This window comes from Flavobacterium sp. GW823-FHT06G12 (assembly GCF_058794775.1).
In genome coordinates, this window is sequence record NZ_JBXAHE010000005.1 from 368,284 (window position 1) to 383,179 (window position 14,896).

A 14,896-nucleotide genomic window follows, 5' to 3' on the forward strand; every position below is an offset into this window, starting at 1 on the left:
ATATTTTTAAGCCTTAAATTGTTAGAAATGTAAATATATTTTTTTATTATTATAAAAGTGATACTTTTATAAAATGAAAAATAATTACTCTCTAAAAATATCTTTTTTATTCATTTTACTGCTGTCCAATTTTATTGGTTCTGCACAACAATATACTTCCATTCCTGACTCTAATTTTGAACAAGCTTTAATCGATTTAAATATTGATAGTGGAGCTATTGACGGTCAAGTCCTGACTGCAAACATTATAAATTTAAAAACATTAGAGCTTCGAGGAAAAAATATTCTAGATTTAACAGGAATTGAATACTTTACAAATTTAGAAAGCTTGGACTTGGGGGTAATTAACAATGATCCTAATAGGAACAACAAAATCAGTTCTTTAAATATTACCAAAAATACAAAACTCAAGTACTTAAGTTGCTATTACAATAATCTAACAAGTCTTGATGTATCAAAAAACATCAATCTGACCGAATTGCATATCGTTGGCAATAAATTAAACAGCATAAATGTTTCCAACAATAAACTTTTAAGGGTTTTTAGTTGTGGCAGCAATAATTTTACAGATCTAGATGTAACCCAAAATACAGCTTTAGAAATTTTAAATTTTGACAGAAACAAATTAACAGATATAAACCTTTCTAATAATGTAGCATTAACCTCTTTAATCTCTAACTACAATCAACTAACAAGTCTTAATATTAGTAAAAACACAAAATTGGATTTTCTATCTACTAGTTTCAACAAATTAACTAGTCTCGATGTTAGCCAAAACACAATTATTCAAGGCATAACATGTGATGTCAATGAAATTACAAGTTTAGATGTCAGCAATAACACCATATTAAAATCTTTAGCTTTAAACAGTAATAAGGTAAGTGTCTTGGATATTTCTAAAAATCTTCAATTATTTGCTCTAGATGCTGGCAACAATCAACTAACTAGTATTGATGTAACCAAACATTCAAGCTTAAACAATTTAAATATTGGTAGCAATTCTATATCAAATCTAGATGTTACAAACAATGGCGCATTAGAGATATTGCGATTTAGCTCAACAAATGTTCCTAGCATTGACGTTTCTAAAAATCCTAAACTTACACAATTATATTGCTCTAACACCTTATTAACTTCTTTAGATGTTTCTAAGAATCCTAAATTAGCCTCTTTTATTTGCAATAGCAATTCATTAACTTCTTTAAATTTAAAAAACGGAAACAATACATCTATTTACAATTTAAGTTTAGTCTCCAACCCAAGCCTTAAGTGCATTCAGGTAGACGATGCAAACTATTCCGATACCAGATGGTCTACTTACAAAGATGCTACAGCTAGTTATTCTAACGATTGCAGTAAATTTTCTGCTATTGCTCCGCCAGTAATCAAAGCCACTGGCGACCAATTGTACTGTCCACAGGGTACTATAAAAATTGTAACAGATGTCACGATAACTCATGACCCTTTAGAAACAGGAACTGAAGCCATCTACATTCAAGTTTCTTCAGGATATTCAAGCGGTTTTGACAAACTTGAACTTTCAAATCCTACCTCGCACCCAACTATTATTACAAGCTGGGATGCCGTGGCAGGAAAACTAACATTATCAAGTCCGACGGGAGCTGATGTTTTATATTCTGATTATGTTGATGCTATTAAAGATGTAGTTTTCACAAATTCTTCTGCGACAGCTTCTGGAATTAGAACATTTTCTATAACAATGGGCAAGGCAAATTATTTACCATCTACACAACATTATTACGAATATGTTCCAAATATTGCCATTACATGGACGGCGGCACGAGATGCAGCAGCAACTCGTACTTATTATGGCCTTAAAGGATATTTAGCAACTATTTTATCTGCAGATGAAGCTAAATTAATTGGAGAACAAGCTTCTGGAACCGGATGGATTGGAGGAAGTGATGCCGAAACAGAAGGTGTTTGGAAATGGGTTACAGGTCCTGAAGCAGGAACTATTTTTTGGAATGGAAACGCAAATGGCTCTACACCAAATTTTGCTTTCTGGAACACAGGAGAGCCAAACAACCAAGGTGATGAAGATTATGCGCACATCACTCAACCCGGTGTTGGAATACAAGGCTCTTGGAATGATTTATCAAATACTGGTTCACTTACACCTGGTGATGCTTATCAACCAAAAGGATATATTGTAGAATATGGCGGAATGCCAGGAGAAGCTCCATTAGAGATTGCAACCAGCACTAAAATCACAATTCCTGTTGCAACACCTGCCATTGATCCAACTCCTGTTTGTGATTCTGGAAGTTTTACCTTTAATGCAAGTGCAAGTGCTGGAGCAACAATCAGATGGTTTGATGCTGCGGTTGGCGGAAATTTATTAGCAACAGGTTCCACCTACACTACTCCGACATTAAGTACAACTACAACATATTATGTTGATGCTGGCTGCGAATCAAATCGTAAATCGGTAAAAGCAACTGTAAATACAACTCCCTCAGATCCTATTGCAGAGCAAGATACTTACACTAATTGCGGTCCAGGTTCTTTAACCATTAAAGCAACTTCAAATGTTGGATCTATAAACTGGTACGATACAGCAACTGGTGGAACGAGTCTTTATATGGGTACCGCTTTTACAACTCCAAAAATTTCATCAAACACAACTTATTATGCTGAAGCATCAAACGGTACTTGTATAAATACGACTAGGATTCCAATAAATATTGAGATTTATACTCCACCAGCTGTTTCTGATGAAACTTTGCCTTTGTGCCAATTTCAATCCATGACATTAGATGCTGGAATTTCTGGAATGAATTATTTATGGTCAAATGGCGCTACAACTCAAACTATCAGTGTCAATACCGGCGGAAAATACACTGTTGCTGTAACAAGTCCGTCTCCAGAAAATTGTACGAGTACAAAAACAATCACAGTAGAAGAACATAAAGTTCCGCAGATTGCACGTGTTGATGTTGAAGGAACTAGAGCTATTATTTATCCTGTAAAAGCCGAAGACTATTTTGAATATTCTGTAGATGGCGTAAATTTTCAAGATTCAACTATCTTTTATGATGTTCCCGGCGGACTTCAGACGGCTTATGCTAGAGAAAAAAGCGGATGTGGAGGAACTACTAAACAATTTGTAGTACTTGTATTTCCTCTATTTTTTACACCAAACAACGATACGTACAACGATGTTTGGGAAGTAACTGGAATGGAAAATTATCCTCAAGCAGTAGTTATGATTTTTGACCGTTATGGAAAACTAGTCGCACAATTAAGCCGTTTTAAAATGAGCTGGGACGGTACTTTAAATCAAATTCCACTTCCTGCTTCAGATTATTGGTATGCTTTAAAAGTAGATGATTCAATGCCAGTTTTAAGAGGGCATTTTACTCTGAAAAGATAGTTTTTAATGAGAGAATATATCAATTTGATAATTAGAGAATTGTTTTTGGAATTTTCTAATTATCAAATTTTCTGATTGACACATTTAATCCAATTTCTTCTTAATTTCATTCAGTATATAAAGGTAATCTTCGTGTTTTTTTACAAAATCGCGATTAGAAACATCAATTATTAAAACATTTAAATCGGTTTGAGATTTTATGTATTCGAGATAACCGTTATTGATTTTTTCTAAATATGTTGCTTCTATATTCTGCTCATAAATACGTCCGCGTTTTTTAATGTTTTGCAGCAATCTTTCCGTATTCTGATACAAATAAACATACAAATCTGGCTTTGGCATTTCTTTGTAAATAATGTCGAATAGATTTCTATACAAACGATATTCATCTTCTGCAAGCGTTATTTTGGCAAAAATCAGCGATTTAAAAATATGATAATCAGCAACTATAAAATCTTTAAATAAATCAAATTGCGCCAAATCATCGGCTAATTGCTGATAGCGGTCGGCTAAAAAAGACATTTCCAACGGAAATGCATATCGGTTTTGGTCTTTGTAAAACTTTGGCAAAAACGGATTGTCTGCAAATCGTTCTAAAACTGTTTTTCCGTTAAAATCTTCTGCAATTTTATGCACCAAAGTAGTTTTTCCCGCTCCAATATTTCCTTCAAAAGCAACATAATTGAATTGATTTAAAGGAATTTTATCAATCGGGCTTTTCAACTTTTGCACAACTGTACAAACACTTTCATCTGGAGTAATTGCAATCAACTCAGGAATTGTTTTTTGCAAAATTGGATGCCTCCAATCTAACTTTAAATCTTGCATCGGAAGTAAAACAAAATTTCTGTTTTGCATTAGTGGATGCGGAACCTGAAGTTTTTCTGTATCTATTATTTCATCATCAAAAGCAATTAAATCAACATCAATAATTCTAGACTGATATCCTTCTTGATTCAAGCGGATTCTTCCTAATTCTTTTTCGACTTTTAAAATTTGATTTAATATTTTTTGCGCAGATGAATTGGTATGCAAAAGAAGCGCACAATTATAAAAAGCATCACTCTCAAAACCCCATGCAGGAGTTTCATAAAGTTTAGAAACCTCAATAACAGTCCCCACATTTTGATGTATCAAATCAATACAATTCTGAATGTTTTCTAGTCTGCTGCCTTGGTTGCTGCCTATCGATAAAACGACTTGATGCTGTAATTTCATAATTAATGCAAATTAACTAAAACTATTTTAGAATTAACCAATATATTTGTGAAACGACGTCTCAAATCCAATCAGAAATTTAGATGTCTCTTTTGTAACGTTTTGACGTTTTTTGCTACTTATTAAAAAAATATACATATGAAGTTTTTAGGAAATGTAATTGCCACAGTTATCGGTATTTTTATTTTTATCATGCTCTTCTTTTTTGGAGCAATCTTTATCGGAGTTGTTTTTGGTGGAGACGACAGTGTTTCTGTTAAATCGGATTCGGTTATTGAATTCAATTTAAAAGAAATTAAAAACGATTACGCAGGAAAATACAAAGATCCTTGGGTAAGTGTCTTTTCAGACAAAAAAGGCATAGGTTTGACCGATGTAATCAATGCTATTGAAGCAGCAAAAACAGACGACAACATTAAAGGAATTTCGATTTTAAATGATGAATCTTCTCTTGGTCTTGCGCAATATAAAGATTTAAGAAACGCTCTAGAAAGCTTCAAAAAATCGGGTAAATTTGTTTGGGCTTACGCCAATACTTATTCGCAAAAAGAATATTATTTAACTTCTGTTGCCAATACTATTTATATAAATCCTGCCGGAGATTTAGACTTTAAAGGTCTTTCTTCTGAAGTTATGTTTTTCAAAGATTTCCAAGATAAATCTGGAATCCATATGGAAGTTATTCGTCACGGAAAATACAAAAGTGCCGTTGAGCCTTTCTTAGATAATAAAATGAGCGATGCCAACAGAGAACAGATAACCGCACTTTTAAACTCAATTTGGACAACCGTTTCTGCTGATATTTCAAAAAGCAGAAATATTCCGTTACCTAAACTAAACGAAATTGCAAACGGACTTTTGGCTAGAACTCCAGAAATGGCAAAAGAACAGCATTTAGTAGATATTGTTGCTTACGAAGATGTTTATCACGATGCCATTAGAAAAGCGCTGAAAGTAGATAAAGATGAAGATTACAATAAAATTTCAATCTCAGATTATACTCAAAATCACTTAGCAACAGCTTTAGATAATGCTTCAAGCGATCAAATTGCGATTATTTACGCTCAAGGCGAAATCGGAAGCGGCGAAGGAGATGTAAACACAATTGGAGAAGGCTCTATGAGACGTTCTTTGCAAGAAGCCAGAAAAAATGATGACGTTAAAGCTATCGTTCTTAGAATTGACAGCCCAGGCGGAAGTGCTCTTACTTCTGATTTAATTTGGAGAGAAATTGAAGTTACAAAAAAAGTAAAACCAGTTGTCGTTTCTATGGGTAACTATGCTGCCTCTGGCGGTTATTATATTGCTTGCAACGCCAATAAAATATTTGCTGAAAACAATACTATTACAGGATCTATTGGAGTTTTTGGAATGTTGCCAAATTTTAGTCCGTTGGCTAATAAATTAGGAATCAATTCTGAGCAGGTTAAAACTCATGAAAACGCAGCAAACTATAGTCCGTTCTTGCCTGTAGACGAGAAATTTAAAGCTTTTACTTTAGAAGGAGTCGAAAAAATCTACAACACGTTTGTTACTCATGTTGCAGAAGGACGTAAAATGACTTTTTCACAAGTTGATTCAATTGCTCAAGGTAGAGTTTGGTCTGGAACCGAAGCTTTAAAAATTGGTTTAGTTGATAAAATTGGCGGATTAAATGACGCGATTGCTGAAGCAGCTAAAATTGCTAAACTAAAAAAATATAGCACTCAAAATTATCCTGAATATGAAAAAACACTTAACGATTTGCTAGGAAATCTACCTTTTGCAAAATCTAAAGAAGCTTTTATAAAAGAAGAAATTGGAGAAGAAAATTACCTACTTCTAGAGCAGGTTAAGAAATTTCAAAAACAAAAAGGAGTGCAAGCAATATTGCCTTACGGAATCAATATTTATTAATTGAATTAAGATGAATAAAATAATTCTTTTTTTGACGGTTTTGTTTTGGAGTTTCATAAACGCTCAAGACAAAAAAGAAACCACGTTTAAGGAAACACCAGCAATATTAAAGATTAACAACGATCAGATTTTTGGTACGCTGACAACTCCAGATTTGACCAAAAAATTTCCGGTTGCTTTAATTATTGCCGGTTCTGGTCCAACGGATAGAAACGGGAACAATCCGATGATGAAAAACAACTCGTTAAAAATGCTGGCAGAAGCTTTGGCTAAAAACGGAATTGCATCATTGCGATACGATAAAAGAGCTATTGGAGAAAGCAAAGCAGCTGGCGGATCTGAAAGCAGTCTGGTTTTTGAAAATTATATTCAAGATGCCAAAAGCTGGATTAATTATTTAAAACAGGACAAGCGTTTTTCTAAAGTAATTATAATCGGTCACAGTGAAGGCTCTTTGATTGGAATGGTGGCCAGTACAAAAGCAGATAAGTTTGTTTCTATTGCAGGCGCAGGCGAACCTGCAGATCAAATCTTAAAAACTCAAATTGGCGCCAAGTCAATGAAACCACTTAATGACTTGACCTTCCCTATTATTGATAGTTTAAAAAACGGATTTGAAGTTAAAAAAGTAGATCCTATGCTTAATTCTCTTTTCAGGCCAAGCATTCAGCCCTATTTGATTTCTTGGTTTAAATACAATCCGCAGACCGAAATTCAAAAGCTTACTATTCCAGTTTTAATCCTGCAAGGAAATAATGACATGCAGATTGCTGTAAAAGATGCAGAAAATTTAAAACAAGCTAATAAAAATGTAGATCTACAGATAATTGACAAGATGAATCATATTATGAAAATCATTGATGGCAATCAGGAAGATAATTTAGCCAGTTACAATAATGAAACACTTCCTATTTCTGAAATCCTAGTTGAAAAAATAGTTTCATTTATTCAGAAATAATAAAATAAACACCCTAAAAAATCCGTTTTGAAAATAGTTCTTAACGGATTTTTTTATATGAAAATTTTAATAAAATTCTTACGTAATTAAAAAAACTTTATCTTCAAACTCTAGTAAAAAAAACTATTTTTGCAAGAGTCGATTTTAACACGTTAAACCCTCAAATCTATTTATATGCTAAAAAAAGTTTTAAAAATAAGTGCCATAGTCATTGTGGTATTTGTTGCTGCATTATTTGCCATTCCGTTTTTATTTAAAGATCAAATCAAGGCTAAAATCGTTGAAGCCATCAATGAAAGTGTTGATGCTAAAGTAAGTTTTACAGATGCAGATTTAAGTTTATTCAAGAATTTCCCTAACGCAACAGTTGGAATCGAGAAATTAGTTATTATCAACAAAGCTCCTTTTGAAGGCGACACGCTGGTTTCTTTAGGCCAACTAAATTTAAAAATGAGCGTGAAAGAACTTTTTAAAGGAAAAGATGAACCCTTAAGCATTCAGGGAATTAGTTCAACAAACGGATTAATAAACATTATATTCAATAAAGATGGTGTAGGAAACTTCGATATCGCCTTAAAAGACAAAAAAGAAGAAACGAAAGACGAAGCAAGCAAACCACTTGCATTGAAAATTCAGAATTATAAAATCGAGAATTTTACTTTTAGATATATCGATCAAGGTTCTAAAATTAGAATGGTAATTGATAGTTTAAACCACGAAGGAACTGGAGATTTTACCAATTCAAAATTAGATTTAACAACAAAATCTTCTGCAAAAGTTTCATTGGACATGGATAAAATGAATTACATGAAAAATGTAAAACTAACTTTAGATGCTGTTCTTGGAATTGATTTAGAAAAAAGCAAATATACTTTTAAAGAAAACAAGGCTCTTATCAATCAATTGCCTTTAGAGTTTGACGGATTTATTCAAATGGCTGAAAAAGCGCAGATTTATGATTTGAAATTTAAAACCCCTACTTCATCGTTTACCAATTTCTTAGGTTTAATTCCTTCGGCTTATGCATCTAGCTTAGAAGGTGTAAAAACGACTGGAGATTTTACTGTAAATGGTTTTGCAAAAGGTGAATTGACAGACACTACGGTTCCTAAATTTAATATCGAAATCGCTTCAAACAATTCTTCTTTCCAATATCCTAATCTTCCAAAATCGGTTCAAAATATTGTAATTGACACCAAAATCATCAACGAAACTGGAATCTTAAATGATACTTATGTCAATCTAGATAAGTTGTCTTTTAGAATTGATCAAGATGTTTTTAACGCTAAAGCGAATATCAAAAACATAACTGTAAATCCAATTGTTGACGCAGCTTTAAAAGGAACAATCAACTTGGCTAATCTTTCTAAAGCATATCCAATTAAAATGGATAAACCTTTAGCAGGTATTTTAAAAGCTGACGTTATAACAAACTTTGATATGGCTTCTGTAGAAAAAAGCGAATATCAAAATATCAAAAATGCTGGTACAATGAGTTTGTCAGGATTTAAATATACCGACGAAAACAACAAATCGATGAACATCAGCACGGCTTTGGTTGAATTTAATCCGAGTAAGATCAACTTAAAACAATTTGATGCTACAACTGGAAAAAGTGATATCAGCATTAATGGAGTTTTAGAGAATTTCTATGGTTTTATGTTTAAAAAACAAGAACTTAAAGGAAACTTTAATATGAGTTCTAAACAATTGGCTGTTGATGACTTTATGACCTCTGGCGAACCTGCAAAAGAAGAAACCAAAACTCCTGCAAAACCAGCTGATGCAATGAAGATTCCGGCTTTCTTAAATTGTACATTAAATGCAAAAGCTACAACTGTTTTATACGACAACTTAAAACTTCAAGATGTTGCTGGAAGATTGATTATTAAAGACGAAAAAGCTACTCTTGAAAACTTTAAAACAAATATCTTCGGCGGATCAATTGGACTTAATGGAGCTGTTTCTACAAAAGAAAAAGTGCCAACTTTTGATATGAATTTAGGATTCAATCAAGTTGATATCGCACAGACTTTTACACAATTGGATATGATGAAAAAGATCGCTCCAATTGCAGGAATCATTAACGGTAAATTAAATTCGACTATTAAATTGAATGGTAATTTGGACGCCAAAGAATTGACTCCAGATTTAAAATCAATATCAGGAGATTTATTAGGCCAATTATTATCAACTACTGTAAATGCTAAAAACTCTACAGTTTTAAATTCGCTTACTTCAAATGTTAAGTTCTTAGATTTAAACAAATTGAATCTAAACGATTTGAAAATGGCATTGTCTTTTGAGAATGGAAAAGTAAATGTAAAACCATTCGATATTAAATATCAAGACATTAAAGCTACAATTGGCGGAACTCACGGTTTTGACCAAACAATGAATTACACGATTAAGTTTGATGTTCCTGCTAAATATTTAGGAACCGAAGCCAACAATTTAATTGCGAAATTATCTCCTGCAGATGCTGCAAAACTAGATAATATACCAATCAATGCTTCTTTGACTGGCAATTTTTCAAATCCGAAAATCAGTACCGATATGAAAACTGCCGTAAGCAATTTGACTACACAATTGGTTAATCAGCAAAAAGAAAAACTTACTCAAAAAGGAACATCAGCGCTTACAGATTTAATCAACAAAAACACAAAAGCAAAAGATACAACTCAAGCTGCTAAAACTGAAAAAGAGCAAAAAACTCAAGAAGTGACTAAAAAAGCAAGTGATTTGTTGAATGGATTGTTTAAGAAGAAGAATCCTTAGAAAGATGCTAAGTTTCTAAGTTTCTGAGTTTCTCTAAAAAAAAACTCAGAAACTCAGAAACTCAGAAACTTAGAAACTTAGAAACAAAAAAAATCCTGTTCTTTCGAACAGGATTTTTTTTTGTTTCTATATTGCTCTCGAATAAATATTTAAGGTACCGCTACTCAAAATTGAATTTATCGTTTTTATATATTCTTTTTTCGTGTACAGATTAACATCTATTCCAACACTACAATTATCATAAGGTTCATATTTTTTCAAATTAGATACCGAAAACAGCCCAATTGTTGGTGTATGCACTGCGCTTGATAAATGCATAATTCCACTATCGGCCCCAATAAACAAATCGGCATTTGCAATAACAGATCCTATTTCTCGGATATCTTTACTATAAAATGTCGGAGCTTTAAATGCGATTTGAGATACATTTTCTACAGGTAAAATCTCAATAATATTGTAGTTTTTATATTCTGCGGTAAGTTGAGAATAGAACTTTTCCCACCACTCTTCTGAAAGGCATTTTGCACCTGTTGCGTAGGTAAAAATGCAGATTGTTCTTTTGTCGTTATTTGTTAGTTCTCCTAATATTTTTCTTCCTTCTGAAATTTCAGAAGCTGTTAATTTAAGATCTAAAGGAGCAATTATTTTATTACTACTTGTTGGCAATCTCAATTTTGCCAAATAATTTCGAAAATTATAAACAGGATACTTTGCAATATGTTCAAAATCACTTTTTTTCTCTGCGATTTCATCATTTGAATCTCCGAAAAACTTGTATTTGGCATTTGAGAACTGAACCGCTAATCGGCCTGAAGAAGAGTTTTGATCTACATTAATCGCTAGATCATAGGGAGTTTTTTTTAACGAAATCCAAACCTTTGAATAGGCAATTAAGCTTTTAAATGGCTTTTTAGGCAAATGGATTATTTTGTCGACAGTATCGTATTTTTCAAAAATAATAGGCGCTAATGTTCCTTTTACAAATAAATCAATTTTACAATTTGGAAACATTTCAGACACTTCCTGAACAAGTGGCGTAATTAATAAAAGGTTTCCTAACCTTCCATTTGGCCTACAAATAAGAACTCTTTTAATTTCGCTTTTATCAACCAAAATAAAATCGTTCTGCATATTTGTTTTTCCAACATTCTTAGTCAGGTTGCGCATTATGCTACGCCTATGTACATTTATTTTGCTTAAAACACTCATTTATGGAATAATTTACGAATTATAAAATCTTAATTAAATTTTAGAAAAAGTGACAGACTCAAATCTAGTCTCTTTTATTTTCTAAAAATAAATTCTTCCAATAAGCATTTGTTACAAAATTGTAACCAAATGTATCAATATTCACATTTTTGCTTTTGGAAGCGATATAAAATTACAATAAATTATTCTGTAATCAACAAACAATTAGATAGTTACACTAAAAACATCGACAATCTCCCAATAAATCTAGACGTTTATTGTAACCACATAACCTTCTGATCCTCGAATATTAAAGACAGTTCCGTTTTCAAATAATAAATACTGACCTTTAATTCCAGTTAATTTTCCGCTGAAAGAAGGTGTCTTATCTAAATTCAAACTGTTCACTTTGGCTGGATAACTCAAAACAGGATATTGAAGCTCGTAAACATCATTTTTTTGTGCATAAAAATAATCTTTAACTTCTGCTGGAATCAAACTTTCAATCTTCGCTTTTTCTGCAATTAAATCAAAACTTTGAACAGAGTTCTGCAACATTTTTCTCCAGTTGGTTTTGTCTGTATAATGATCTTTTAGAGCGACCTCTGTAATTCCTGCTAGATATCGATTTGGAACCTCAACAATTGCAATAGCTTGAGAAGCACCTTGATCGATCCAACGAGTTGGAACTTGTGATTTGCGAGTTACACCAACTTTTATTTCGCATGCCGAAGCCAAATATACAATATGCGGTTGCAATTGCGCTTTAGATTCATATTCTAAATCTCTATCTGCAATTCCTAAATGCGCTGTACTCAATTCTGGTCTCATAATCCAATCTCCAACAGCAGGACTTGAATAAAAACACTCGTAACAAAAACCTTGTCGGTATATTTTTTTCTTTTTACCACAATTTAAGCATTGACAGCCTACAAAATTGATTTCAATTTCTTTATCTAATAATTGATTAACATTTAAGAAACTATCTTCAAAGACCAAATAATATTGGATTGGGCTTCCAAGTTCAGTTTGCATTTTTGTCAGTACGCCTTGATATTGCATTCGTATTTTTATTTATAATTGCTGATTCGGATTTATTAAAAGATTTAAAGTTTTTTGTGTTAAAATTCGACTTATTGGGTAGAATCTTTACTTCAAATCGAATTGTTTTTTACAAAAAAATATTATTTTTGATATGAATACAAAGTTACTACTTGTCTCTCGATATTCAAATTTTAAGTTTTTAGTTTTACTATAGATTGTGAGATTTAAAACCTAAAATTAGTTAACTAAAAACCAAATTCATGCCTTTATCTATTATCAATTCGTTTGCATCATGGGTCCTAAAACAAAGGATTCATCAAATAGAGCTTTTTTTAAAATACCCAAATGAAGTTCAAGAAGAATTATTGCACAACTTATTGACGGCATCTGAAAATACAGTTATTGGAAAACAATATGAATTTTCGAGTATCAATTCCTATCAGACCTTTGCAGAAAGAGTTCCTATTGCGACTTATGAAGAATTGCAACCATTAATTGAGCGCACACGTTTGGGTGAGCAGAACGTTTTTTGGGAAACACCAATTAAATGGTTTGCTAAGTCTAGCGGAACAACAAATGCAAAAAGCAAATTTATTCCTGTAAGTAACGAAGCGCTGGAAGATTGCCACTATAAAGGAAGCAAAGATCTTTTATGCCTTTATTTGAATAATAATGAAGATTCTGAATTGTTTTTAGGAAAAAGTCTTCGTTTAGGAGGAAGCTCTCAAATTTACGAAAACAACAATACTTTCTTTGGCGATTTATCGGCAATCTTAATTGAAAATATGCCAATTTGGGCTGAATTTAGCAGCACACCAAGCAGTAAAACTTCACTTATGAGCGAGTGGGAAACTAAAATCGCTGCCATCATTAACGAAACAAAAAATGAAAACGTAACCAGTTTTGCAGGAGTTCCTTCTTGGATGCTGGTTTTAATGAATAAAGTTTTAGAAAATACTGGAAAACAAAGTTTATTGGAACTTTGGCCAAATTTGGAAGTTTACTTTCATGGTGGCGTAAGTTTTTCTCCTTATAAAGAACAATACAAAAAACTGCTGCCAAGCAAAGATTTTAGATACTACGAAATCTATAACGCTTCTGAAGGCTTTTTTGCGATTCAGGATTTAAATAATTCAAGTGATTTATTGCTAATGTTGGATTACGGAATTTTCTACGAATTTATTCCAATGGACACTTTTGGAACTCCAAACCAAAAAGTAATTCGTTTAGCAGATGTAGAATTGAATAAAAACTATGCTATTGTTATCACAACAAATTCTGGCTTGTGGCGTTATCTGATTGGTGACACGGTTCGTTTTACATCACTGAATCCGTACAGGATTAGAGTTACAGGAAGAACAAAACATCATATCAATGTTTTTGGTGAAGAGTTAATGGTAGAAAACACCGATCAAGCAATTGCAAAAGCTTGCCAGGTTACGCAGACTGAAGTTATAGATTATACCGTTGCTCCTATTTTTATGCACGACAAAGAAAAAGGCGCACACGAATGGATGATCGAATTTAAGAAACATCCAGCCGATGTTGGTCTTTTCCAAAAGGTTTTAGATGAAACATTGCAAACTTTAAACTCAGATTACGAAGCAAAACGCTACAATAATATGACTTTGAATCCTTTGGTAATTAATGTTGCTCGCGAAAATCTTTTTTATGACTGGTTGAAAGAAAGAGATAAATTGGGCGGACAACATAAAATTCCGAGGCTATCCAATCAGAGAGATTATTTGGAACAGTTAAAGGAAATGTGTTAAACAATTTTATTTAATAGAGATGAAAGAAACAAAATTTAGTGACCTGACTACTGAGGAGCTGATAAAAAATCAGAAGACATTAAAAACTGTCAATGCTATATTTTGTGTTGTCCTTTTTGTCTTATTTGTTCTTAATATATTCATTGTTTTTATGAAAGGTTTTAGCGCAATGAATATTATTCCGGTTGCTTTGTTGTTTATCCTTTATTTAAATCTGAAAAATTTAAAAGAAATTAAACGAGAGTTGGAATCGAGAAAATAGTAATCATGAATTCAGAGGATATAGAACTTACATTACGGAATAAAGAACCTTTCGCATACTTTAAATTATGTAGAATTTTATTTTTATGCTTGTTTTTTTGAAATTTTAAATGTTGAAAATTCATATTGGGAAACTAATTTAGATGGCACAGAAATAGCTGAATTACTTAATTTTTTAAATATAAATTTTGAAAAAACGTTTTTAATAACGAAATATCAAGATCAAAACAATCATGATGTTGAAGTTATACATTCAAAAAATGATGAACAAGTATTTGCATATTTTGATTTACAAAAAGATCCAACGGATCAAAATGATATGTTCTTTTTCGGAATAAGATGTTTGAAAAAAGATGACTTTATTGTTGCCGAAAAATTATTGAA

General features: G+C 32.3%; 8 protein-coding genes. 5 read left to right on the top strand and 3 right to left on the bottom strand.

Features of this window, described 5'->3' with window-relative positions; genetic code table 11:
* Positions 1–73 precede the first annotated feature (73 nt).
* On the top strand, positions 74–3,397 hold the full coding sequence (locus AC1Q5Z_RS20060) for an Ig-like domain-containing protein (RefSeq protein ID WP_492446558.1): 3,324 nt from the start codon (positions 74–76) through the stop codon (positions 3,395–3,397).
* Positions 3,398–3,481: 84 nt separating this feature from the next.
* On the opposite strand, the gene folK is transcribed toward AC1Q5Z_RS20060, so the two are convergent.
* The gene (gene folK / locus AC1Q5Z_RS20065; RefSeq protein WP_198854417.1) at positions 3,482–4,615 is read right to left on the bottom strand and encodes a 2-amino-4-hydroxy-6-hydroxymethyldihydropteridine diphosphokinase; all 1,134 of its coding nucleotides are present in this window, start codon (positions 4,613–4,615) and stop codon (positions 3,482–3,484) included.
* Between the two features lie 138 nt (positions 4,616–4,753).
* Here folK and sppA point away from each other — a divergent pair, with 138 nt between their 5' ends.
* From sppA to AC1Q5Z_RS20080, 3 genes are all read left to right on the top strand, one after another.
* A complete protein-coding gene (sppA, locus tag AC1Q5Z_RS20070) occupies positions 4,754–6,511 on the top strand; it encodes a signal peptide peptidase SppA (protein ID WP_343589501.1) in 1,758 nt (585 codons plus the stop codon).
* Between the two features lie 10 nt (positions 6,512–6,521).
* On the top strand, positions 6,522–7,469 hold the full coding sequence (locus AC1Q5Z_RS20075; protein ID WP_492446560.1) for an alpha/beta hydrolase family protein: 948 nt from the start codon (positions 6,522–6,524) through the stop codon (positions 7,467–7,469).
* A gap of 174 nt (positions 7,470–7,643) precedes the next feature.
* Positions 7,644–10,247 carry an AsmA family protein gene (locus tag AC1Q5Z_RS20080; RefSeq protein ID WP_492446562.1) on the top strand — a complete coding sequence of 868 codons (2,604 nt, stop codon included), beginning with the start codon at positions 7,644–7,646 and terminating at the stop codon, positions 10,245–10,247.
* 126 nt (positions 10,248–10,373) lie between these two features.
* On the opposite strand, the gene AC1Q5Z_RS20085 is transcribed toward AC1Q5Z_RS20080, so the two are convergent.
* Entirely contained in the window at positions 10,374–11,456 is a 1,083-nt protein-coding gene (locus AC1Q5Z_RS20085) for a glycosyltransferase family 9 protein (protein ID WP_343589495.1), read from the bottom strand.
* A gap of 246 nt (positions 11,457–11,702) precedes the next feature.
* Entirely contained in the window at positions 11,703–12,497 is a 795-nt protein-coding gene (locus AC1Q5Z_RS20090) for a DUF2797 domain-containing protein (RefSeq protein ID WP_343589493.1), read from the bottom strand.
* Between the two features lie 242 nt (positions 12,498–12,739).
* Here AC1Q5Z_RS20090 and AC1Q5Z_RS20095 point away from each other — a divergent pair, with 242 nt between their 5' ends.
* Positions 12,740–14,251 (top strand): GH3 auxin-responsive promoter family protein, encoded by a 1,512-nt coding sequence (locus AC1Q5Z_RS20095; protein WP_286966057.1) that lies wholly within the window; start codon positions 12,740–12,742, stop codon positions 14,249–14,251.
* The last annotated feature ends 645 nt before the right edge of the window (positions 14,252–14,896 follow it).

Bases quoted from the DNA above. Each gene is read 5' to 3' on its own strand.
- AC1Q5Z_RS20095 (WP_286966057.1), top strand. From the start codon at position 12,740: ATGCCTTTATCTATTATCAATTCGTTTGCATCATGGGTCCTAAAACAA.
- sppA (WP_343589501.1), top strand. From the start codon at position 4,754: ATGAAGTTTTTAGGAAATGTAATTGCCACAGTTATCGGTATTTTTATT.
- AC1Q5Z_RS20090 (WP_343589493.1), bottom strand. From the start codon at position 12,497: ATGCAATATCAAGGCGTACTGACAAAAATGCAAACTGAACTTGGAAGC.
- AC1Q5Z_RS20080 (WP_492446562.1), top strand. From the start codon at position 7,644: ATGCTAAAAAAAGTTTTAAAAATAAGTGCCATAGTCATTGTGGTATTT.
- AC1Q5Z_RS20085 (WP_343589495.1), bottom strand. From the start codon at position 11,456: ATGAGTGTTTTAAGCAAAATAAATGTACATAGGCGTAGCATAATGCGC.
- AC1Q5Z_RS20075 (WP_492446560.1), top strand. From the start codon at position 6,522: ATGAATAAAATAATTCTTTTTTTGACGGTTTTGTTTTGGAGTTTCATA.
- AC1Q5Z_RS20060 (WP_492446558.1), top strand. From the start codon at position 74: ATGAAAAATAATTACTCTCTAAAAATATCTTTTTTATTCATTTTACTG.
- folK (WP_198854417.1), bottom strand. From the start codon at position 4,615: ATGAAATTACAGCATCAAGTCGTTTTATCGATAGGCAGCAACCAAGGC.